Annotated in this window: 18 protein-coding genes and 5 tRNA genes; 22 read left to right on the top strand and 1 reads right to left on the bottom strand. The window is 64.7% G+C overall.

All coding sequences use genetic code 11. The annotated features are described in order from the left end of the window. Window positions 1-7: 7 nt before the first annotated feature. Window positions 8-1279, bottom strand: coding sequence for a glutamyl-tRNA reductase (gene hemA / locus AB7849_RS01245; RefSeq protein WP_008213207.1), 1272 nt, complete (start codon window positions 1277-1279; stop codon window positions 8-10). Between the two features lie 92 nt (window positions 1280-1371). Between hemA and AB7849_RS01240 the strand changes: the two genes are divergently transcribed. From AB7849_RS01240 to rpoB, 22 genes are all read left to right on the top strand, one after another. Beyond that, complete coding sequence (locus AB7849_RS01240; protein ID WP_008213206.1) at window positions 1372-3111, top strand: tetratricopeptide repeat protein; 1740 nt, start codon at window positions 1372-1374, stop codon at window positions 3109-3111. Continuing rightward, window positions 3108-3737 (top strand): lipoprotein insertase outer membrane protein LolB, encoded by a 630-nt coding sequence (lolB, locus tag AB7849_RS01235; protein ID WP_008213205.1) that lies wholly within the window; start codon window positions 3108-3110, stop codon window positions 3735-3737. Before AB7849_RS01240 ends, lolB begins: the two co-directional genes overlap by 4 nt. Window positions 3738-3867: 130 nt before the next feature. Then, window positions 3868-5250, top strand: coding sequence for a 4-(cytidine 5'-diphospho)-2-C-methyl-D-erythritol kinase (gene ispE / locus AB7849_RS01230; RefSeq protein ID WP_008213204.1), 1383 nt, complete (start codon window positions 3868-3870; stop codon window positions 5248-5250). Between the two features lie 34 nt (window positions 5251-5284). Next, window positions 5285-5359 (top strand) — tRNA-Gln (locus AB7849_RS01225). 57 nt (window positions 5360-5416) lie between these two features. Continuing rightward, on the top strand, window positions 5417-6355 hold the full coding sequence (locus tag AB7849_RS01220) for a ribose-phosphate diphosphokinase (protein WP_037100665.1): 939 nt from the start codon (window positions 5417-5419) through the stop codon (window positions 6353-6355). Window positions 6356-6573: 218 nt separating this feature from the next. Continuing rightward, window positions 6574-7230: a 50S ribosomal protein L25/general stress protein Ctc gene (locus tag AB7849_RS01215; protein WP_008213202.1), complete on the top strand. Its 657-nt coding sequence runs from the start codon at window positions 6574-6576 to the stop codon at window positions 7228-7230. A gap of 51 nt (window positions 7231-7281) precedes the next feature. Continuing rightward, window positions 7282-7872 carry an aminoacyl-tRNA hydrolase gene (gene pth, locus AB7849_RS01210; RefSeq protein WP_008213201.1) on the top strand — a complete coding sequence of 197 codons (591 nt, stop codon included), beginning with the start codon at window positions 7282-7284 and terminating at the stop codon, window positions 7870-7872. Window positions 7873-7940: 68 nt separating this feature from the next. Further along, window positions 7941-9029 carry a redox-regulated ATPase YchF gene (gene ychF, locus AB7849_RS01205; protein ID WP_008213200.1) on the top strand — a complete coding sequence of 363 codons (1089 nt, stop codon included), beginning with the start codon at window positions 7941-7943 and terminating at the stop codon, window positions 9027-9029. A gap of 104 nt (window positions 9030-9133) precedes the next feature. Next, on the top strand, window positions 9134-9631 hold the full coding sequence (locus tag AB7849_RS01200; protein ID WP_037100660.1) for a GNAT family N-acetyltransferase: 498 nt from the start codon (window positions 9134-9136) through the stop codon (window positions 9629-9631). Window positions 9632-9676: 45 nt separating this feature from the next. After that, window positions 9677-10171, top strand: a complete 495-nt coding sequence (locus AB7849_RS01195) for an acyl-CoA thioesterase (RefSeq protein ID WP_008213197.1) — start codon at window positions 9677-9679, stop codon at window positions 10169-10171. A gap of 286 nt (window positions 10172-10457) precedes the next feature. After that, window positions 10458-10543, top strand: a tRNA-Tyr gene (locus AB7849_RS01190). Window positions 10544-10561: 18 nt separating this feature from the next. Beyond that, window positions 10562-10635: transfer RNA gene (locus tag AB7849_RS01185), tRNA-Gly, on the top strand. 121 nt (window positions 10636-10756) lie between these two features. Beyond that, window positions 10757-10832: transfer RNA gene (locus tag AB7849_RS01180), tRNA-Thr, on the top strand. Window positions 10833-10919: 87 nt separating this feature from the next. Beyond that, window positions 10920-12110: an elongation factor Tu gene (gene tuf / locus AB7849_RS01175; RefSeq protein ID WP_008211601.1), complete on the top strand. Its 1191-nt coding sequence runs from the start codon at window positions 10920-10922 to the stop codon at window positions 12108-12110. 90 nt (window positions 12111-12200) lie between these two features. Beyond that, window positions 12201-12276: transfer RNA gene (locus AB7849_RS01170), tRNA-Trp, on the top strand. Window positions 12277-12352: 76 nt separating this feature from the next. Further along, entirely contained in the window at window positions 12353-12742 is a 390-nt protein-coding gene (secE, locus tag AB7849_RS01165; protein WP_147627819.1) for a preprotein translocase subunit SecE, read from the top strand. 14 nt (window positions 12743-12756) lie between these two features. Next, window positions 12757-13317, top strand: a complete 561-nt coding sequence (nusG, locus tag AB7849_RS01160; protein ID WP_008212103.1) for a transcription termination/antitermination protein NusG — start codon at window positions 12757-12759, stop codon at window positions 13315-13317. Between the two features lie 265 nt (window positions 13318-13582). Continuing rightward, the gene (gene rplK, locus AB7849_RS01155; RefSeq protein ID WP_008212104.1) at window positions 13583-14011 is read left to right on the top strand and encodes a 50S ribosomal protein L11; all 429 of its coding nucleotides are present in this window, start codon (window positions 13583-13585) and stop codon (window positions 14009-14011) included. A gap of 3 nt (window positions 14012-14014) precedes the next feature. Continuing rightward, window positions 14015-14725: a 50S ribosomal protein L1 gene (gene rplA / locus AB7849_RS01150; protein WP_092704064.1), complete on the top strand. Its 711-nt coding sequence runs from the start codon at window positions 14015-14017 to the stop codon at window positions 14723-14725. Window positions 14726-15079: 354 nt separating this feature from the next. After that, window positions 15080-15613 carry a 50S ribosomal protein L10 gene (rplJ, locus tag AB7849_RS01145; RefSeq protein ID WP_008212107.1) on the top strand — a complete coding sequence of 178 codons (534 nt, stop codon included), beginning with the start codon at window positions 15080-15082 and terminating at the stop codon, window positions 15611-15613. A 47-nt stretch (window positions 15614-15660) separates the two neighbouring features. Next, entirely contained in the window at window positions 15661-16029 is a 369-nt protein-coding gene (gene rplL / locus AB7849_RS01140) for a 50S ribosomal protein L7/L12 (protein ID WP_008212110.1), read from the top strand. A 225-nt stretch (window positions 16030-16254) separates the two neighbouring features. Then, the gene (rpoB, locus tag AB7849_RS01135) at window positions 16255-20415 is read left to right on the top strand and encodes a DNA-directed RNA polymerase subunit beta (protein ID WP_369500486.1); all 4161 of its coding nucleotides are present in this window, start codon (window positions 16255-16257) and stop codon (window positions 20413-20415) included. Window positions 20416-20438 lie beyond the last annotated feature (23 nt).

Genomic DNA, 20438 nt, shown 5'->3' with positions numbered 1-20438 from the left:
TCTCATCTCACTCCTCGCCACTCGTTTCCTGATCCAGCCCATACAGCCGCTCGGCAGCGTGCAGCAGGTCCAGGTCGCCGCTCATCGTGGCTTCGCGCAGGCGTGCGCTGGGGTGGTGCAACAGCTTGTTGGTGAGGGTGTTGGCGAGGAAGGCCAGGGCCTCGTCGGCCGGTTTGCCGCGCGCAATCATCGATTGCGCCTTGGCCAGCACCTCGTCGCGGTACAGCTCGGCGTGATGGCGCAGATCCAGTGCCGGGTTCTTCAGCGTGAGCGCGCGGCGCCACGCCATGTAGCGTTCTACTTGCAGATCGATGATGGCATCGGCCTCGCGCGCGGCGGCCTCGCGCGAGCGACGGTTGTCGTCGATCACCTGGCGCAGGTCGTCGATGCCGTAGAGGAACACGTCGCTCAGTTCGCCCACGCTCGGCTCGATGTCGCGCGGCATGGCGATGTCGACCAGGAACATCGGGCGACGGCGGCGCGCGGCGATGGCCCGCTCGACCATCGCCTTGGTGAGGATGGGCTGTCGCGAGGCGGTGGAGGCGATCACGATATCCGCCTCGGCCAGGTGCTGCGGCAGGTCGGCCAGCGAAATGGCATAGCCGCCGTGGTGGCCGGCCAATTCCTGGGCGTTCTCCAGCGTGCGGTTGGCCACGATCAGTCGACGCACCTGCTTGTCGACCAGGTGGCGCGCGGCCAGTTCGATGGTGTCGCCCGCGCCCAGCAGCAGCACGCAGGCCTGCTTAAGGTCGGTGAATACCTGTTCGGCCAGGCGCACCGCGGTGAACGCCACCGACACGGTATGCGCGCCGATGCGGGTATCGGTGCGCACGCGCTTGGCCACGGCAAAGGTGTGCTGCAGCAGCCGGTCCATCGGCGCCTTCAGTGCCTGCGCGTCGCGCGCGATCTGGTAGGCATCCTTCACCTGGCCGAGGATTTGCGGCTCGCCCAGCACCATCGAGTCCAATCCGGTGGCGACGCGGAACATGTGCCGCACGGCGGCGTCCTCGTCGTGGCGATACAGGAACTCGTCCAGCTTGCCCGGGGTCAAGTGATGATGACGATTGAGCCAGTGCTCCGGTACCTGTTCCGCCCCCGCCGCCACGCTGACGTACAACTCGGTGCGGTTGCAGGTGGACAGGATCATCGCCTCGTCCACGCCCGGTTCGTGCGCCAGTTCACGCAGCGCCGTGCCGGCGGCGTCCGTGTCGAACGCCACTTGCTCGCGCAGGCTGACCGGCGCGGTAAGGTGATTGAGCCCGAGGGCGATCAACGGCATGGTGCGTGGCGACTCAAGGCGACGGGCATCCGGCAGCGTAGACTTCAACGAGGCCGACTGGGCCGAAACCGACGGATGGATGGGTGAATAGTGTGCTGAGCGGTGTCTTCAAGTTCAAGCAACTGCGGCATTTTGCGGCCAGTGGCGCGGTTTTCGTCGGGCTGGCCGGCTGTGCCGCCGTACCGACCACGTCGCCATCCCGGGCGCCGATACCGCCACAACCTCTGGCGCGGCTGACCGTGGCCACGCCCGATGCCGATCATAGTCTGATGGCACAACTATTGACCGGTGAGATGGCGCTGGCGCATACCGATCTCAAGGCAGCGGCCGCGGCCTACGGCAAGGCCATGCCGCTGTCCGACGATCCTCGCGTGGCCGGGCAGGCCGCCGCGCTGGCCATTGCCGTGCATGACAACGCCGGCGCGGAGCGGGCGCTCGATCGCTGGCAGGCGCTGGGCGCCAAGCCCGCGCCGCTGGCCCAGATGCGCGCCCAACTGGCGTTGAACGAGGGCCGCACCGACGAGGCCCGGCATCAGCTCGAATTGCTGACCAGTAGTGGTGACAAGGACGCCTGGCGCGATTTCGGCCGCGTCCTGCTGGGCAGCCGCGATCCGGCCGCGGCGGGCCACCTGCTGGAATCTCTGGCCACGCCGGCGCGCCTGCCAGCCGACCCGAAGGCGTGGCTGGCGATGAGCGAGATGGGCGAACAGCTCGGTCGACACGCCTATGCGCAAAACATCGCCGATGCCGCCATGCAGCGCTTCCACAGCGCCGAAACCTATGCCTGGGCGGCGCAGCTGAAGTTCAAGGCCGGCGATCGCAAGGGCGCCATGGCGCTGTTCCGCCAGGCGCAGGCGAAAGATCCGAAGGACATCCACCTGCGCCTGGCCTACGCCACCTTGCTGAATCAAAGCGGCGACCCGGCCCAGGCCGCTCGCGTACTGGAAAACGGCCCGCAGGATACCGACACCTACGCCATGCGCGCGGGCCTCGCGGCGCGGACCAAGGATATGGCCCAACTGAAGCGCATCTATGCGCAACTCAGCCAGTCTCCCGACGAGCAGCGCACCGAGGGTGCCTACCTGCTCGGCCAGTTGGCCGAGACGCTGGGGCATCCGGACGATGCGCTGAAGTGGTACAGCCAAGTGAGCGACGATGATCCGCACGCCTTCGATGCCGACCTGCGCAGCGCCGTGCTGCTGCAGCAACAGGGCAAGTCGGCCCAGGCGCACGAGCAGCTCGCCCAGATGCAGGCCGATTACCTCGATCAACCCAAGCAACTTCGCCAGGCTTATGAGGTGGACGCCGACCTGTACATGCGCGAGCAGCGCTATACCGAGGCGATCGATGCCTTCAGCCATGCCTTGCAAGTCGTGCCGAACGACCCCGGTCTGCTGTATGGCCGGGGCCTGGCTTATGCCGAGGCCGGCAAGACCGATCTGGCCATTGCCGACCTGCGTCATCTGCTGAAGATCAAGCCGGGCGACGTGGATGCCAGCAATGCGCTGGGCTTCACCCTGGCCGATACCAACCGCGACCTGCCCGAGGCCGAGAAACTGATCGCCGTGGCCCGCGCGGCCAAGCCGGATGATCCGTCCATCGCCGACTCCTGGGGCTGGCTGCAATACCGGCTGGGTCACCTCGATCAGGCCGCCACCGTGTTGCGTGGTGCATGGAAGGCGGCTCGCAACGCCGACATTGGCACTCATCTGGGCGAAGTGCTGTGGAAGCAGGGACATCGCCAGCAGGCGAAGCAGGTGTTCGCCGAGGCGCACAAGCTGGATCCGCACAACGCCACCCTGCAAAACGCACTGAAACGGCTGCACCCATGAAGAACGCTTTCCGTTTGCTGGCGGCGAGCCTGCCGCTGTTGCTGGTGGCCTGTGCGCCGCGCCAGGCCGTCCGGATCAAGGGCGATGCCGCCCTGCTCGGGCAGCAGCAGGCCCGCGAGAAGCAGTTGGCGGACGCCGACCACTGGACCCTGGAGGGCCGGCTCGGCGTCTCCGATGGTCACAATGGCGGCAGTGGCAGCCTGACCTGGACCCAGGATGGCGACCACTACGATTTCGTGTTGCGCGGTCCGGCGCTCAGCGGTGTCAGCTTCCATCTCAGTGGTGGTCCGGATGGTGCGGTGCTGGACGGGTTGCGTGGCGGCCCGCTGCGCGGTCCCGATGCGGAGGCGTTGATGCGCCGTGCGCTGGGTTGGGACGTGCCGCTGCACGATTTGCGCGCCTGGATACTCGGCCTGCGTGCCGACAGCGGTCCGGCCGTGTTGCGCTTCGGCGAGAACAGGCTGCCGTCGCTATTGCAGCAGGATGGCTGGGCGGTCGACTACCGCGCCTGGGACACCAGTCGCCAGCCGCCCTTGCCCAGTACCGTTTTCGCCGCCAAGCCGCCGTACAAGGTGCGGTTGTCGGTGGAGAGCTGGGACTTCACGCCGCCCGGCGCGAAAGAATAGGGCGGGCGCACGCGTGGCTGGCGTAGCGGCCGGTTCGCTGCGCCCGCCGCGCCTGGTTTCTGCGCTCCGACTGGCTGCTAGACTTCGCGCTCCTGCCGCAGGCTCCGCGGCACGCCGGCAGTTTCAGCCCATGGCCTGTTCCATCGTTCCCGCCCGCCTCGATCAGGTCGATACGCTGCGTGACATCGAGTGTGCGGCGCTGGAATTGTTCCGCGGCCACCCCGCGTGGCGTTCGTATGCCGCCAGCACCCCGAGCGATCCCGAGACACTGGCCGACGCGATCGGTCGCGGTCGCGTGTGGGTGGCGCTGGACGAGGCCGGTCATGCGGTGGGTTATGTCGGTGTCGGCGTCGAAGCCGGCGAGGCGACCATCGCCGAGATGGACGTGCTGCCCAGCCACGGTCGGCGCGGCATCGGTACCCGACTGTTGGAGCACGCCTGTGCCTGGGCGGCCGAGGCAGGGTATCCGTCGATCGTGCTGGGGACCTTGTCCGACGTGCCCTGGAATGCACCGTTCTACGCGCGCCACGGCTTCGAGGTGACCGAGCCGACGCGCGACACCCCGGCCCAGGCGGCCCACCGCGAACATGACCGCGAACGCGGCTTTCCGATGCACCTGCGGGTGCACATGCGCCGCTATCTGCGGCCGTCGACCGAAGGCTGGACGCGCTGGCCGGCGCCGGCCAAGCTGAATCTGTTCCTGCGCATCACCGGTCGTCGTGCGGACGGGTACCACGACTTGCAGACGGTGTTCCGCCTGCTCGACCGGGGCGACGAAGTACGCCTGCGCGTGCGTGCCGACGGGGTCATCCGTCGCCGCACCGAGGTGCCCGGCGTGGCCGAGGCGGACGATTTGCTGGTGCGCGCCGCCAGTCTGTTGCGGCGGCATTCAGGCGTCGCAGCCGGGGTCGACATCGAGGTGGCCAAGCGCATCCCGATGGGCGGCGGCCTGGGTGGCGGCAGTTCGGATGCCGCCACGATGCTGGTGGCGCTGAATCATCTCTGGGACGCCGGGCTGGACGAGGATGCGCTGGCCGCACTGGGCCGCGAACTGGGCGCCGATGTGCCGGTCTTCGTGCGTGGCCGTTCGGCCTGGGCCGAGGGGGTGGGCGAGCAGCTCACGCCGATGACCTTGCCGCGGCGCTGGTATGTGGTGCTGAATCCCCGCGAGCACGTGCCCACCGCGGCGCTTTTTCAAGCGTCTGAATTGACACGAAATGCGCCGCCAGCGACAATTTCGTCCTTTGCTTCCGGCGAAACGGTAGAAAACGCCTTCGAGCCCGTCGTGCGAGCTCGCCATCCCAGTGTGGCGGCCGCTCTCGACTGGCTCGGTGCTTTCGGGCGTGCGCAGCTATCCGGCAGCGGCGGTTGCGTGTTCCTGGAAATGGTCTCGCGCGAACGCGCGGAGGCGGTGGTCAGGCGATGCCCGGCGCAATTCGATGTCTGGGTGGCCGCGGGCGTGGGGCTGTCGCCCCTGCACGAGGCACTGGCAAGGCATCGCAAAGCGGTTTGAGCCGGCACGGGTCGGAAGCGGACAAGAGTCATACTGGGGCGTCGCCAAGCGGTAAGGCACGGGGTTTTGATCCCCGCATTCGCAGGTTCGAATCCTGCCGCCCCAGCCATTCCAAGCCAAGAACCCCAAAGTTCAGAGGAAGTCACTAGTGGATACGCCAGCCCCGATGCTGTTCACCGGCAACGCCCATCGCGCCCTGGCCGAGGACGTGGCTCATCGGCTGGGCATTCCGCTGGGCAAGGCGCTCGTCGGCAAGTTCAGCGACGGCGAAGTGCAGATCGAGATCGAGGAGAACGTCCGCCGCCAGGAAGTGTTCGTGCTGCAGCCGACCGGCGCGCCGAGCGCGGAAAACATGTTCGAGATGCTGGCCCTGGTCGATGCCCTGAAGCGGGCCTCGGCGGCCAGCGTCACCGCGGTCATGCCGTATTTCGGTTATGCCCGCCAGGATCGCCGCCCGCGTTCCGCGCGCGTGCCGATCACCGCCAAGCTGGCGGCGAAGATGGTTGGGGCCGCAGGCGTCGATCGCGTGCTGACGGTGGACCTGCATGCCGACCAGATCCAGGGGTTCTTCGATATCCCGGTGGACAACGTCTACGCTTCGCCGATATTGCTGGCGGACATCTGGCGCCACCACTCGCTGGACGACCTGATCGTGGTGAGCCCGGACGTGGGCGGCGTGGTGCGCGCGCGCGCCATCGCCAAGCGGCTGGACGACGCGGACCTGGCGATCATCGACAAGCGCCGTCCGCGCGCCAACGTGGCCACGGTGATGAACATCATCGGCGATGTGGACGGCAAGACCTGCGTGATGGTGGACGACATCGTCGATACCGCCGGCACGCTTTGCGCGGCGGCGGCGGCACTGAAGGAGCGCGGTGCGCGCAAGGTCATCGCCTACTGCGTGCATCCGGTGCTGTCCGGTGCCGCGATCGGCAACATCGAGGGCTCCCAGCTTGACCAGCTGGTGGTGACCAACACGCTGCCGTTGCGGCCCGAGGCGCAGTCGTGCGCCAAGATCCGTCAGCTTTCGGTGGCCGAGCTGCTGGCCGAAACCATTCGCCGCATCGCCTTTGGCGAGTCGGTCAGCTCGCTGTACGTGGATTGAGAATTTGAAAGTCCGCTCAGGATGAGCGGTGCTTGATGTTCGGCTTTTCGCGGCATGGATGTCGCGTGGAAATGGCTTGAAAGTCCGCTCAGGACGAGCGGTTTTGATCCCTGGCTTTTCGCGGCATGGATGTCGCGTGGAAGTAACGGGCTTTCCTGGTCGCGGGAAAGTCACATGGTCGCCGCGAGGCGGCAAACATCAACCTAGGTAGTAAAGCAATGTCCCAGACACATGAAATCAAGGCGCAGAGCCGCAAGGACGAGGGGAAAGGTGCGAGCCGCCGCCTGCGTCATGCGGGCTTCGTGCCGGCCGTCGTCTACGGTGCCGAGCAGGCGCCGCAGAACATCCAGATCGAGCACAACACCATCCTGCTTGCCGCCAAGCACGAGTGGTTCTTCTCGTCCATCCTCGACCTGAACGTCGACGGCAAGGTGCAGAAGGTGCTGGTGCGCGACTGGCAGAAGCATCCGTTCAAGCAGCTGATGATGCACATGGACTTCCTGCGCATCAACGAGAAGGAAGCGCTGCGCGTGAGCGTGCCGCTGCACTTCCTGAACCAGGAAGCGTCGGCCGCCGGCAAGACCTCCGGCGTGGTGATCTCGCACAACCTCACCGAGCTGGAAATCTCCTGCCTGCCGAAGAACCTGCCGGAGTTCATCGAACTCGACCTGGCCGACCTGAAGCCGGGCGACATCATCCATATGTCGCAGATCAAGCTGCCGGCCGGCGTCGAGATCCCCGCGCTGCACCTGGGCGCCTCCCACGACTCCGCCGTGGTCACCGCCAACACGGTGAAGGCCGAGGTCGAGGAAGCTCCGGCTGCCGATGCGGCCGAGGGCGAGGCCAAGCCGGCCGCCGAGGAACCGAAGAAGTAAGCCGCGGCGACCCGCGCCCCTGCCGGGCGCGGGTCGCCTGCGGGTTTCGTCATGGCGGGACTTCGACTCATCGTCGGGCTGGGCAATCCCGGTGCCGAATACCTCCGAACCCGGCACAACGCCGGGTTCTGGCTTGTGGACGCCCTTGCGGCGAGCCAGGGCGAGCGCTGGAGTTTCGACGGCAAGCTGCACGGCGAAACCTCTCGGGTGCGGCTTGGTGGCGAGCCGGTCTGGCTGCTCAAGCCGTCCACTTTCATGAACAAGAGCGGCATCGCCGTCGTCTCGGCGCTGCGCTATTACAAGATCGAGCCGGAACAGTGCCTGGTGGCACACGACGATCTCGACCTGCCTGCCGGCACCGTGCGGCTGAAGTTCGATGGGGGTCACGGTGGCCAGAATGGCCTGCGCGACACTTTCGCCCATCTCGGCCACGGCAAGTTCCACCGCCTGCGCATCGGCATCGGTCATCCCGGGCACCGCGACAAGGTCACGGGCTGGGTGCTTGGGCGGCCATCTGCGCAGGATGAGGATGCGATCCTTGGCGGCATCGGCCGCGCACTGGATGTGCTGCCGCTGGCGACGGACGGGCAGTTCGACAAGGCGATGCAGCAGTTGCATACGAACGAGGGCGGAAGCAGGTAGCCGGGCGTTGCGTTCCGCGCTGGCACTTTCCGTACCCCGATTTTTCATTTTTCATTTCCGGAGCTCCCATGGGCATCAAATGCGGCATCGTTGGCCTGCCCAATGTCGGCAAGTCCACCCTGTTCAATGCGCTGACCAAGGCGGGCATCGCCGCGGCCAACTTCCCGTTCTGCACGATCGAGCCGAACGTTGGCGTAGTGCCGGTGCCGGACCTGCGGCTGAATGCGCTGGCGGCCATCGTCAATCCGCAGAAAGTCATCCCGACCGCGGTCGAGTTCGTCGACATTGCCGGCCTGGTGGCCGGTGCCTCCAAGGGCGAAGGGCTGGGCAACAAGTTCCTGGCGCACATCCGCGAGGTCGACGCGATCGCCCACGTGGTGCGCTGTTTCGAGGGTGACGTGATCCATGTCGCGGGCAAGGTCGATCCGATCGCCGACATCGAGACGATCGACACCGAGCTGGCGCTGGCCGACCTGGAGTCGGTGGACAAGGCCTTGAATCGCGCCGAGCGTGCGGCCAAGGCGAACGACAAGGAGGCGTTGGCGAAGAAGCCGGTGCTGCAGAAGCTGTCGGCCGGCCTCAACGAAGGCAAGTCCGCGCGCAGCTTGGGCCTGGATGAGGAGGAGCGTGCGCTGGTGCGCGACCTGTTCCTGCTCACCCTGAAGCCGCTGATGTACATCGCCAACGTTGCCGACGACGGTTTCGAGAACAACCCGCTGCTGGACGCCGTGCGCGCCCGCGCGCTTGTCGAAGGTGCCGAAGTGGTGCCGGTGTGTGCCGCCATCGAGGAAGAGATGGCGCAGCTGGATGACGCTGATCGCGACGAATTCCTGAAGGACATGGGGTTGGACGAGCCGGGGCTGAATCGGGTGATTCGCGCCGGCTACAAGCTGCTCAACCTGCAGACCTATTTCACCGCCGGCGTGAAGGAAGTGCGTGCCTGGACGGTAAAGCGTGGCTCCACCGCGCCGCAGGCTGCCGGGGTGATCCACACCGACTTCGAAAAGGGCTTCATCCGCGCCGAGACCGTGGGCTACGACGACTTCGTCCAGTACAAGGGCGAAACGGGTGCGGCAGCGGCAGGGCGCCTGCGCAAGGAAGGCAAGGACTACATCGTCAAGGATGGCGACGTGCTGCACTTCCTGTTCAACGTCTGAGCTTCGGCTTGCCGGATGAGAAAGCCCCGCCCGGCAAGGCGGGGCTTTTTTCGTGCGGGTACGACTGCCACAATCGCGCCGTCTCAAATCCAGCGAGGTCGCGCGTGCCGCCACTTGAATTGTCCCTGCGCCTGGGTCAATCGGACGACGCTCGCGCCATCGGCGTGTTGGTGCGCCGCGTGGCGCGTCGCTGGATTTTGCCTGACCAGCCGCACGATGCCGGGGTCGCCATGCTTGAGCGGATGAGTGCAAAGGTAGTTCGCGAGCGGATCGCCATGGGGTGCCGTTTCCATCTGGCTTGGCTGGGCGGCACGTTGGTGGGTGTTGCTGCGATGCGTGACGACAGTCACCTGATCCAGCTTTTCGTCGGAACCCGCTACCAGGGGCGAGGTATTGCTCGCCGCCTGTGGCTGCGGACCATGCGCGACGCCGTCCGGCGCGCGAGCACACGGTGTTTCACACTCAACGCCTCCCGTTGCGCGGTGCCGGTGTACCGGCGGTTCGGGTTTGTCGCGACCGGGCCGGAACGCCTGTCACCGAATGGCGTATTGAGCACGCCCATGCAACTTTTGCTTGATGCGTCGACGGTGACGGGGTTCTGACGGGCATAATGTTGGCCCAGTCCTTGACCCCGCGACGGAATCTACATGCCAGGCCAGCAGAACGAAGTGACTTTCCGCTTTCTCGCCCAGCCCACCGACGTCAATTTCGGTGGCAAGGTGCATGGCGGCATGGCGATGAAGTGGATCGACCAGGCGGGCTATGCCTGCGCGGTGGGCTGGAGCGGGGCGTATTGCGTCACCGTCTCGGTCAGCGGCATCCAGTTCGTGGCGCCGATCCTGATCGGTGATCTGGTCACGGTGCGCGCGCGCCTGATCCATACGGGGCGATCCAGCATGCATATGGCGGTGGACGTGCTGGCACGTGCCCTGCGCAGTGGCGAGCAGCGGCTGGCGACCAGTTGCGTGATGGTGTTTGTGGCACTGGACAGCCCGGACGGCCATCCCACCCAGGTGCCGGTCTGGGAGCCGCGCAACGAGGAGGATCAGCGCCTGCAGGCCTACGCGAAGCAGTTGATGGAGTTGTCCAAGGCCATGGAGCAGCAGGTAACCGCGCTGCGTTCGGCGCCGCTGGTGCAGTAACGACCGGTTGGCAGGTGGCGCTCTGCCAGCGTGGCGCCATGATCCGGGTCGAAATGTGCGTTGTCCGGACATGATGCGCCGGACATGTGACGACGGCCCGGGGTTCGGTGTTCGTGGGCGGATCGTTGCATGCATGGTATGCTGCGCGGCTTCGTTCAGGAGGCGCGTGTTGTTTCGGGTGGTCCGGGTGGCGTCAGATCGATATCCGCGGCAAGAAATTTCCTCGATTTCGTGCTGCAAGTATTGACAGTTTTCCGGGTGCTCACGACAATAGGCGTTCTTTGTTGGAGGGATACCCAAGCGGCCAACGGGGGCAGACTGTAAATCTGCTGGCTTACGCCTTCGGTGGTTCGAATCCACCTCCCTCCACCAGCATGAGTTCCGCGCTTGGCGGGAGTAGTTCAATGGTAGAACATCAGTTTTCCAAACTGATTACACGGGTTCGATTCCCGTCTTCCGCTCCATTGCGACTGCAAGTGTCGGGTGCTGTTGATTGATGCGTTGCTGCATGAGTCGACGCTTTCTTGAAGAGTCCGGCAGGACGCCGGGTTTGTCTGCGTCATCATGGAGGATGGCAACAGTTTTGCTCATGTAGCTCAGTCGGTAGAGCACTTCCTTGGTAAGGAAGAGGTCGCTGGTTCGATTCCAGTCATGAGCACCACTCGCACGATACCGGCGGGTGTCGATCCGGTGTCGATCGGATTGGTTTTTCTTTCACATCAATTCACTCCATCGGGGTTTAGCGCGTATGGCAAAGGGTAAATTCGAACGCACCAAGCCGCACGTCAACGTCGGCACGATTGGTCACGTGGACCACGGCAAGACGACGCTGACGGCAGCACTGACGAAGGTCGGTGCCGAGCGCTTCGGTGGCGAGTTCAAGGATTACGGCTCGATTGACGCGGCGCCGGAAGAAAAGGCACGCGGCATCACGATCTCGACCGCCCACGTGGAATACGAATCGCCGAACCGCCATTACGCGCACGTCGATTGCCCGGGCCATGCCGACTACGTGAAGAACATGATCACGGGTGCGGCGCAGATGGACGGCGCGATCCTGGTGTGCTCGGCCGCGGACGGCCCGATGCCGCAGACGCGTGAGCACATCCTGCTGTCGCGCCAGGTCGGCGTGCCGTACATCGTCGTGTTCCTGAACAAGGCCGACATGGTGGACGACGCCGAGCTGCTCGAACTGGTCGAGATGGAAGTGCGCGAGCTGCTGTCGAAGTACGACTTCCCGGGCGACGACACGCCGATCATCCACGGTTCGGCGCTGAAGGCGCTGGAAGGTGATCAGAGCGAGATCGGCGTGCCGGCGATCATCAAGCTGGTCGACGCGCTGGACAGCTACATCCCGGAGCCGGTGCGTGCGCTGGATCGTCCGTTCCTGATGCCGGTGGAAGACGTGTTCTCGATCTCCGGTCGTGGCACGGTGGTGACCGGTCGCGTGGAGCGCGGCATCATCAAGGTCGGTGAGGAAATCGAGGTCGTGGGCATCCGCCCGACCCAGAAGACCACCGTGACCGGCGTGGAAATGTTCCGCAAGCTGCTGGACCAGGGCCAGGCGGGCGATAACGTGGGTCTGCTGCTGCGCGGTCTGAAGCGCGACGACGTGGAGCGCGGTCAGGTGCTGGCGAAGCCGGGCACGATCACGCCGCACACGGACTTCGAGGCTGAGGTGTACGTGCTGTCGAAGGAAGAGGGTGGTCGTCATACCCCGTTCTTCAAGGGCTATCGTCCGCAGTTCTACTTCCGCACGACGGACGTGACCGGTGCCGTGACCCTGCCGGAAGGCGTGGAAATGGTGATGCCGGGCGACAACGTGAAGATGGAAGTGAGCCTGATCCACCCGATCGCGATGGACGACGGCCTGCGTTTCGCGATTCGCGAAGGCGGCCGCACCGTGGGCGCCGGCGTGGTTGCCAAGGTCATCAAGTAACATTGGCCGTCGCGGCAACGTGATGGAATGAAGGTCGCGAGGGCGAGCGGTTCAGGCCGCTCGCCGTCGTGTTTAAAGCTCAAGCAACGTACGCCAGTAGCTCAATTGGCAGAGCAGCGGTCTCCAAAACCGCAGGTTGGGGGTTCGAGTCCCTCCTGGCGTGCCATCTTCCGAGGAACGATGGCGGAACATTGGTGGGACGGCCCAAGAGTCGTCCGGGCGAATGGCTCCGCACGATGCGCATGAATACCAAGGCGGAACAGACCAAGGGCGCGAGCGCCGGGGATATCGGCAAGCTGACGCTGGCAGCCGTGATCCTGGTGGCTGCCATCGTGGCCTACACGTGGCTGGGTAACGGCAACGTCCCGCAGCCGGTTCGACTGATCGGCCTGCTCGTCGGGCTGGTCGTGGCGCTGGCCATCGGTGCCTTCACCGGGCCGGGGCGGCGTGTGCGCAACTACATTGCCGAATCGCAGTTCGAAATGCGCAAGGTGGTCTGGCCCACGCGGGAAGAGACCATCAAGACCACCGCCATCATCATCGCGGTGACGATCGTGTTGTCGCTGCTGCTGGGGCTGATCGATCTGATCCTGAAGTCGGTCATTCTCGACTGGCTGCTGAAACTGGGCTGACAGAGGTACAAGGCATGAGCAAGCGTTGGTATGTGGTCCATGCCTATTCGGGCTTCGAGAACCAGGTAAAGCGTTCGCTGGACGAGCGCATCAAGCGCGCCGGCATGGAAGAGAAGTTCGGCGAAGTGCTGGTGCCGACCGAGGAAGTGATCGAAATGCGTGGCGGCCAGAAGCGTCGCAGCGAGCGCAAGTTCTTCCCGGGTTACGTGCTGGTGCAGATCGAGACCAACACCGAGGGCAAGGCGCCGCGCATCGATGACGAGTGCTGGCATCTGGTCAAGGAGACGCCGAAGGTGATGGGCTTCATCGGTGGTACCGCCGACAAGCCGTTGCCGATCCGCGACAGCGAGGCTGACACCATTCTCAGCCGCGTGCGCGAAGGCGTCGAGAAGCCCAGGCCCAAGGTGCTGTTCGAGCCGGGCGAGATGGTGCGTGTCACCGAAGGCCCGTTCAACGACTTCAATGGCGTGGTCGAGGAAGTCAACTACGAGAAGAGCCGCCTGCGCGTGGCGGTGCTGATCTTCGGCCGCTCCACTCCAGTTGAACTGGAGTTCGGGCAAGTCGAGAAGGCCTGAAGAGCGAGAAGATAGTCGAGAGGAGTGAGAAGTGAGAGAAAGCCTGCTCTCTCTCACTTCTCACTCCTCTTCGCTTACTCCTGCTCTTTCGGGCACGGGGCTTGCTTAAAACTTGGTCACTCTTTAAACTGCGCGGTTCACGCCGGGATCTTTCGATCCGGCGTGTCCGTGTTTCAGAAATCCGCAGGATGGCGGGTTTCCCTCCCACGCAAGGATGGTTGCCGCGAGGAGCCGCAAGGCGCCTGGACTCGCGAGGAAAAAGCCAATGGCAAAGAAAGTTGTCGGTTACATCAAGCTGCAGGTCAAGGCCGGTCAGGCCAACCCGTCGCCGCCCGTGGGCCCGGCCCTGGGTCAGCGCGGTCTGAACATCATGGAATTCTGCAAGGCGTTCAATGCCGCCACGCAGAAGCTGGAGCCGGGTCTGCCGATTCCTACCGTGATCACGGCGTACTCCGATCGCAGCTTCACCTTCATCACCAAGACCCCGCCTGCAACGATCCTGATCAAGAAGGCCACCGGTGTCGCCAAGGGTTCGCCCAAGCCGAACACCGACAAGGTCGGCAAGATCACCCGCAAGCAGCTTGAAGATATCGCCAAGCAGAAGGAGCCGGATTTGACGGCTGCCGATCTGGACGCCGCGGTGCGCACCATTGCCGGTAGCGCCCGCAGCATGGGCCTTGTGGTGGAGGGTTAAGACATGGCAAAGCTCACGAAGCGTTTGAAGGCGGCCCAGGCCGCGGTGCAGCCGGGCAAGTTCTACGCCCTGGAAGATGCCCTGAAGATCGTCAAGGACAACGCCAAGGCGAAGTTTGCCGAGTCGGTGGACGTGGCCGTGCGTCTGGGCATCGATGCGAAGAAGTCGGACCAGGGTGTGCGCGGCTCCTCGCTGCTGCCGCACGGTACCGGCAAGACCATCAAGGTCGCGGTGTTCTGCCCGGCGGGCGAGAAGGCCGAGGCCGCCAAGGCCGCCGGTGCCGATGCCGTCGGCATGGACGATCTGGCCGAGCGCATGCAGGGCGGTGATCTCGACTTCGGTCGCGTGATCGCCACGCCGGACGCGATGCGCGTGGTCGGCAAGCTGGGTCAGCTGCTTGGCCCGCGTGGCCTGATGCCGAACCCGAAGGACGGCTCGGTCACCGCCGACGTCGCCACCGCGGTCAAGAATGCCAAGGCCGGCCAGGTGAAGTTCCGCAACGACAAGGCGGGCATCATCCACGCCACCATCGGCAAGGCCAGCTTCGATGCGGCCCAGCTCGCGGACAACCTGAACGCGCTGATCGCCGACCTGCTGAAGGCCAAGCCGTCTACCGCCAAGGGCCAGTACCTGCAGAAGATTGCCCTGTCCAGCACGATGGGCGTCGGCGTGACCGTCGATACCTCGTCGCTGTCCACGGCTGCCGCGAAGTAAGGCAAGAACCAAGTCCTGCGTGCCTTGACGGGTGCGCAGGCAGTTTTTGAGGGTAGCCACGGCCAATGCGGCCGCGGCCGCCGTCAAAGACCGCAGGCGCGACAGGCGCGCCACGACGACGGGCAGGGAGCTCGCAAACGGCAGGGAATCGCCGTCGTGGCAAGCGAGGTCGCTTAATCGGGTTCCTCATGGGAGCCGACCTGCGCAGATGGTGCAGTCCCTTCTGGAATGTGTTCGATTTTGTTCTGGAAAGGCCACCACCCGGGATGCTCAAGTGTCCCCGACGTCACGGATGGCGTCGCCCAGGACCGCAAGCGGCAGGAGCCGTGAGCGGAGTTCATTTGGAGGAGTGCAATGGCTCTCAATCTGTCACAGAAGAAAGAAGTAGTCGCCGAGCTGGCAGAGGTTGCCGCGAAGGCTCACTCCCTGGTCGCTGCCGAGTATGCGGGCACCACGGTCGAACAGATGACCGCGATGCGCAAGAAGGCCCGCGAGTCCGGCGTGTTTCTGAAAGTTGTCAAGAACACGCTGGCGTCGCGCGCCGTGGCCGGTACCGAATTCGAGGTCGTCAAGGACGCCCTGGTCGGTCCGCTGCTGTACGCATTCTCGACGGAAGAACCCGGTGCTGCCGGGCGTCTGATCAAGGAATTTGCCAAGGGCAACGACAAGCTGAAGGCGAAAGTCGTCTCGGTGGAAGGCAAGTTGCTGCCGGCCGCGCACGTTGACGTGCTGGCCTCGCTGCCGACCCGTGACGAGGCGCTGGCCATGCTGGCCCGCGTGCTGGCCGAACCGGCCGCGATGTTCGCCCGTGCCGTCAAGGCCGTGGCCGATCAGCAGGGTGGTGGCGAAGTTGCCGCCGAAGCGCCGGCTGAAGCCGAACCTGCCTGATTTCGCCGATTACTTAAAACCGAATCCATTTCCAGAGGTAAATCAAAATGTCCCTGACCAACGAAGAGATCGTTGACGCCGTCGCCGCCAAGTCGCTCATGGAAGTGATGGAGCTGGTGAAGGCCATCGAAGAGAAGTTCGGCGTGTCCGCTGCTGCCCCGGTGGCCGTGGCTGCCGCCGGCGCCGCTGCTCCGGCTGCCGAAGCGCAGACCGAGTTCGACGTGATCCTGAAGAGCCCCGGCGACAAGAAGGTCGAGGTGATCAAGGCCGTTCGTGCCATCACCGGCCTGGGTCTGAAGGAAGCGAAGGACCTGACCGAAGCTGGCGGCGTCGTGAAGGAAGCGGCTTCCAAGGAAGATGCCGAGAAGTTCAAGAAGGATCTGGAAGCTGCCGGCGCCACGGTCGAACTGAAGTAATCGGCGCCCTTGCGCGCTGTCAGTTTGATCCAGCGTCAAGCAAGCCTGGGGGCGTAAGCTCCCGGGCTTTGCCTGTTTTTTGAAGGAATGGGGAATGGAGAATAGGGAATCGTCGTCCAGTACGCCGTTGCCGGCCTGACCGATTCCCCATTCTCGATTCCCGATTTCCCAATTTAGCCGGTGCGTGCACCACCGGCGTCACTGCGAACCGAGGCGGTACCCACCATGACCTACTCGTTTACCGAGAAGAAGCGTATCCGCAAGGATTTCGGCAAGCGTCCACCCGTACTGGGCGTGCCGAACCTGCTGACGATCCAGACCGACTCCTACCGGGAGTTCCTGCAAGAACATGTCACGCCCAAGCAGCGTGCCGAGAAGGGTCTGCACGCCGCGCTGAAGTCGGTGTTCCCGATTTCCAGCTATTCGGGCAACGCCGCACTTGAGTACGTCGACTACCGTCTGGGCGAACCTGCGTTCGACGAGCGTGAGTGCCGCAGCCGCGGCATGAGCTACGGTGCGCCGCTGCGCGTCACCGTGCGCCTGGTCATCTACGACAAGGACAGCCCGGCCTCGCGCAAGGCGGTCAAGTACGTGAAGGAGCAGGAGGTCTACATGGGCGAGATTCCGCTCATGACCGACACCGGCACCTTCATCATCAACGGCACCGAGCGCGTCATCGTCTCGCAGCTGCATCGTTCGCCGGGCGTGTTCTTCGACCACGATCGCGGCAAGACGCACAGCTCGGGCAAGTTGCTGTTCTCGGCCCGCGTGATTCCCTACCGCGGTTCGTGGCTCGACTTCGAGTTCGACCCGAAGGATGCGCTGTTCACCCGCATCGACCGTCGCCGCAAGCTGCCGGTGACGGTGCTGCTGCGCGCGCTCGGTTACAACAACGAGGAGATGCTGGGCATCTTCTTCGAGCACAACGTGTTCCATCTCGGCAAGAAGGGTGGCACCACGCTGGAGCTCGTCGCCGAGCGCCTGCGCGGCGAGACGCTGACCTTCGACCTGACCGTGGGCGACAAGGTGCTGGTGGAAGCCGGCAAGCGCATCACCGCGCGCCACGTGCGCCAGCTGGCAGCCGAGAACATCTCGGCGCTGGAAGTGCCGGACGACTATCCGGTGGGCCGCATCCTGGCCATCGACATCGTCGACCCGCAGACCGGCGAGTTGCTGGCTTCGGCCAATGACGAAATCACCGCCGAGCAGATCGAAGCCTTCCGCAAGGCCGGCATCGAGAAGCTGCCGACGCTGTACGTCAACGACCTCGATCGCGGCGCCTACATCTCGCACACCTTGCGCATTGACAACACCAAGACGCCGCTGGAGGCGCTGGTGGAGATCTATCGCATGATGCGCCCGGGCGAGCCGCCGACCAAGGATGCCGCGCAGAAGCTGTTCTACAACCTGTTCTTCACCTTCGATCGCTACGACCTGTCGGGCGTGGGCCGGATGAAGTTCAACCGTCGCGTGGGCCGCAAGGAGATCCTGGGTCCGGGCGTGCTGTACGACCACAAGTACTTTGCCGATCGCAAGGAAGACGTGGCGCAGAACCTGGTCAAGGAGCAGGGCGAAACGTCCGACATCCTGGACGTGCTGAAGGTGCTGATCGACATCAAGAACGGTCATGGCACCGTCGATGACATCGACCACCTGGGCAACCGTCGCGTGCGTTCGGTCGGCGAAATGGCCGAGAACACCTTCCGCATCGGCCTGGTCCGCGTGGAGCGCGCCGTGCGCGAGCGCCTGTCGCTGGCCGAGGCCGATGGCCTGACCCCGCAGGACCTGATCAATGCCAAGCCGGTGGCGGCAGCCGTGAAGGAGTTCTTTGGCTCCTCGCAGCTGTCCCAGTTCATGGACCAGAACAACCCGCTGTCGGAAGTCACCCACAAGCGCCGCGTGTCGGCGCTTGGACCCGGCGGTCTGACCCGCGAGCGTGCCGGCTTCGAAGTGCGCGACGTGCATCCGACCCATTACGGCCGCGTCTGCACCATCGAAACGCCGGAAGGCCCGAACATCGGCCTGATCAACTCGCTGGCCGTGTACGCCCGCACCAACCAGTACGGCTTCCTGGAGACGCCGTACCGCAAGGTGGCGAGCGGCAAGGTCACCGACAAGGTGGACTACCTGTCGGCGATCGAGGAAGGCGACCACGTGATCGCGCAGGCGAACTCGCCGCTGGACAAGCACGGCGCGTTCCTCGAGGAATTCGTGTCCTGCCGTTTCCGCGGCGAGTCCGAGCTGCGCCCGGCGTCCGAAGTCGACTACATGGACGTCTCGCCGATGCAGACCGTGTCGGTGGCGGCGGCGCTGGTGCCGTTCCTCGAGCACGATGACGCGAACCGCGCACTGATGGGCGCGAACATGCAGCGCCAGGCCGTGCCGACGTTGCGTTCGCAGGCGCCGCTGGTCGGCACCGGCATCGAGCGCGCGGTGGCGCGTGACTCGGGCGTCATCATCTCCGCCAAGCGCGGCGGCGTGATCGACCAGGTCGACGCGGGCCGTATCGTGGTGCGTGTGCACGAAGACGAAGTCGGCGACAACGACGCCGGCGTCGACATCTACACGCTGACCAAGTACACCCGTTCCAACCAGAACACCAACCTCAACCAGCGCCCGCTGGTGAACGTGGGTGACATCGTGGCAGTGGGCGATACGCTGGCAGACGGTTCGTCGACCGACCTGGGCGAGCTCGCGCTCGGCCAGAACATGCTGATCGCGTTCATGCCGTGGAACGGGTACAACTTCGAAGACTCGATCCTGCTCTCCGAGCGCGTCGTGCAGGAAGACCGCTACACCTCGATCCACATCGAGGAGCTGGCCTGCGTTGCGCGCGACACCAAGCTGGGCGCCGAGGAAATCACCGCCGACATCCCGAACGTGGGCGAACAGGCGCTGGCGCGCCTGGACGAGTCCGGCATCGTCTACATCGGTGCGGAAGTGAAGGCGGGCGACATCCTGGTCGGCAAGGTCACGCCGAAGGGCGAGAGCCAACTGACCCCGGAAGAGAAGTTGCTGCGCGCGATCTTTGGCGAGAAGGCGTCCGACGTGAAGGACAGCTCGCTGCGCGTGTCGCCGGGCATGGACGGCACCGTCATCGACGTGCAGGTATTCACCCGCGACGGCATCGAGAAGGACAAGCGCGCGCGCCAGATCGAGGAAACCGAGATCAAGCGCATCCGCAAGGACTTCGACGACCAGTTCCGCATCCTCGAAGGCGCGATCTTCAACCGCATGCGCACCCAGCTCGTCGGCAAGCCCGCGATGAGCGGCCCGGGTGGCCTCAAGCGCGGTACCGAGATCACCGATGCCTATCTTGACGGCCTGAAGAAGGACGACTGGTTCAAGATCAACGTCAAGGACGAGGAGGTGATGGAATTCCTCGAGCGTGCGGCCGACCAGGTCAAGCGCCACAAGGAGGAGTTCGACAAGCGCTTCAAGGAGAAGCAGGCCAAGATTACCCAGGGCGACGATCTGGCTCCGGGCGTGCTGAAGATGGTCAAGGTGTTCCTGGCCGTGAAGCGCCGCATCCAGCCGGGCGACAAGATGGCCGGTCGCCACGGCAACAAGGGCGTGGTGTCGAACGTGGTGCCGGTGGAAGACATGCCGTACTCCGCCGACGGCGTGCCGGTCGACATCGTGCTGAATCCGCTGGGCGTGCCTTCGCGCATGAACATCGGCCAGATTCTGGAAGTGCATCTGGGCTGGGCCGCCAAGGGCCTGGGCAAGAAGATCCAGAAGATGCTCGAGGCCCAGGAGAAGGTTGCCAAGATCCGTGCCTTCCTCGACCAGATCTATAACCACCACGTCTCCGGCGCGGTGCAGCATGTCGACCTGAAGTCGCTCACCGACGAGGAAATCTTCACGCTGGCGAACAACCTGCAGGAAGGCGTGCCGATGGCCACGCCGGTGTTCGACGGCGCCGAGGAAACCGAGATCAAGGCGATGCTGAAGCTGGCGGATCTGCCCGAGTCGGGCCAGACCATGCTGTATGACGGTCGTACCGGCGAGGCATTCGATCGCCCGGTCACCGTGGGCTACATGCATTACCTGAAGCTGCACCACCTGGTCGACGACAAGATGCACGCGCGTTCCACCGGTCCGTACTCGCTGGTCACCCAGCAGCCGTTGGGCGGCAAGGCGCAGTTCGGCGGCCAGCGCTTCGGCGAAATGGAAGTCTGGGCGCTGGAAGCCTACGGCGCGGCCTACACCCTGCAGGAAATGCTGACGGTGAAGTCCGATGACGTGCAGGGTCGCAACCAGATGTACAAGAACATTGTCGACGGAAACCACGAGATGTCGGCGGGCATGCCGGAATCCTTCAACGTGCTGGTGAAGGAAATCCGCTCGCTCGGTATCGACATCGACCTGGAAGAAGTCAAGTGAGCCGCGCGGCCACAGGAGATTTC

This window comes from Rhodanobacter sp. FW021-MT20, from assembly GCF_041107475.1.
In the GTDB taxonomy this organism is placed as follows: domain Bacteria; phylum Pseudomonadota; class Gammaproteobacteria; order Xanthomonadales; family Rhodanobacteraceae; genus Rhodanobacter_A; species Rhodanobacter_A glycinis.
Note: the sequence above shows the minus strand (reverse complement) of the source record. Positions and strands in the feature narration are given on the sequence as shown.

What these genes read in the sequence shown, in the direction of transcription:
- hemA (WP_008213207.1), bottom strand. Translation starts at nt 1,279, where the DNA reads ATGCCGTTGATCGCCCTCGGGCTCAATCACCTTACCGCGCCGGTCAGC.
- AB7849_RS01215 (WP_008213202.1), top strand. Translation starts at nt 6,574, where the DNA reads ATGTCCCAGACACATGAAATCAAGGCGCAGAGCCGCAAGGACGAGGGG.
- AB7849_RS01195 (WP_008213197.1), top strand. Translation starts at nt 9,677, where the DNA reads ATGCCAGGCCAGCAGAACGAAGTGACTTTCCGCTTTCTCGCCCAGCCC.
- secE (WP_147627819.1), top strand. Translation starts at nt 12,353, where the DNA reads ATGAATACCAAGGCGGAACAGACCAAGGGCGCGAGCGCCGGGGATATC.
- rplJ (WP_008212107.1), top strand. Translation starts at nt 15,080, where the DNA reads ATGGCTCTCAATCTGTCACAGAAGAAAGAAGTAGTCGCCGAGCTGGCA.
- AB7849_RS01220 (WP_037100665.1), top strand. Translation starts at nt 5,417, where the DNA reads ATGCTGTTCACCGGCAACGCCCATCGCGCCCTGGCCGAGGACGTGGCT.
- nusG (WP_008212103.1), top strand. Translation starts at nt 12,757, where the DNA reads ATGAGCAAGCGTTGGTATGTGGTCCATGCCTATTCGGGCTTCGAGAAC.
- rplA (WP_092704064.1), top strand. Translation starts at nt 14,015, where the DNA reads ATGGCAAAGCTCACGAAGCGTTTGAAGGCGGCCCAGGCCGCGGTGCAG.
- pth (WP_008213201.1), top strand. Translation starts at nt 7,282, where the DNA reads ATGGCGGGACTTCGACTCATCGTCGGGCTGGGCAATCCCGGTGCCGAA.
- lolB (WP_008213205.1), top strand. Translation starts at nt 3,108, where the DNA reads ATGAAGAACGCTTTCCGTTTGCTGGCGGCGAGCCTGCCGCTGTTGCTG.
- ychF (WP_008213200.1), top strand. Translation starts at nt 7,941, where the DNA reads ATGGGCATCAAATGCGGCATCGTTGGCCTGCCCAATGTCGGCAAGTCC.
- tuf (WP_008211601.1), top strand. Translation starts at nt 10,920, where the DNA reads ATGGCAAAGGGTAAATTCGAACGCACCAAGCCGCACGTCAACGTCGGC.
- ispE (WP_008213204.1), top strand. Translation starts at nt 3,868, where the DNA reads ATGGCCTGTTCCATCGTTCCCGCCCGCCTCGATCAGGTCGATACGCTG.
- rplK (WP_008212104.1), top strand. Translation starts at nt 13,583, where the DNA reads ATGGCAAAGAAAGTTGTCGGTTACATCAAGCTGCAGGTCAAGGCCGGT.
- rpoB (WP_369500486.1), top strand. Translation starts at nt 16,255, where the DNA reads ATGACCTACTCGTTTACCGAGAAGAAGCGTATCCGCAAGGATTTCGGC.
- rplL (WP_008212110.1), top strand. Translation starts at nt 15,661, where the DNA reads ATGTCCCTGACCAACGAAGAGATCGTTGACGCCGTCGCCGCCAAGTCG.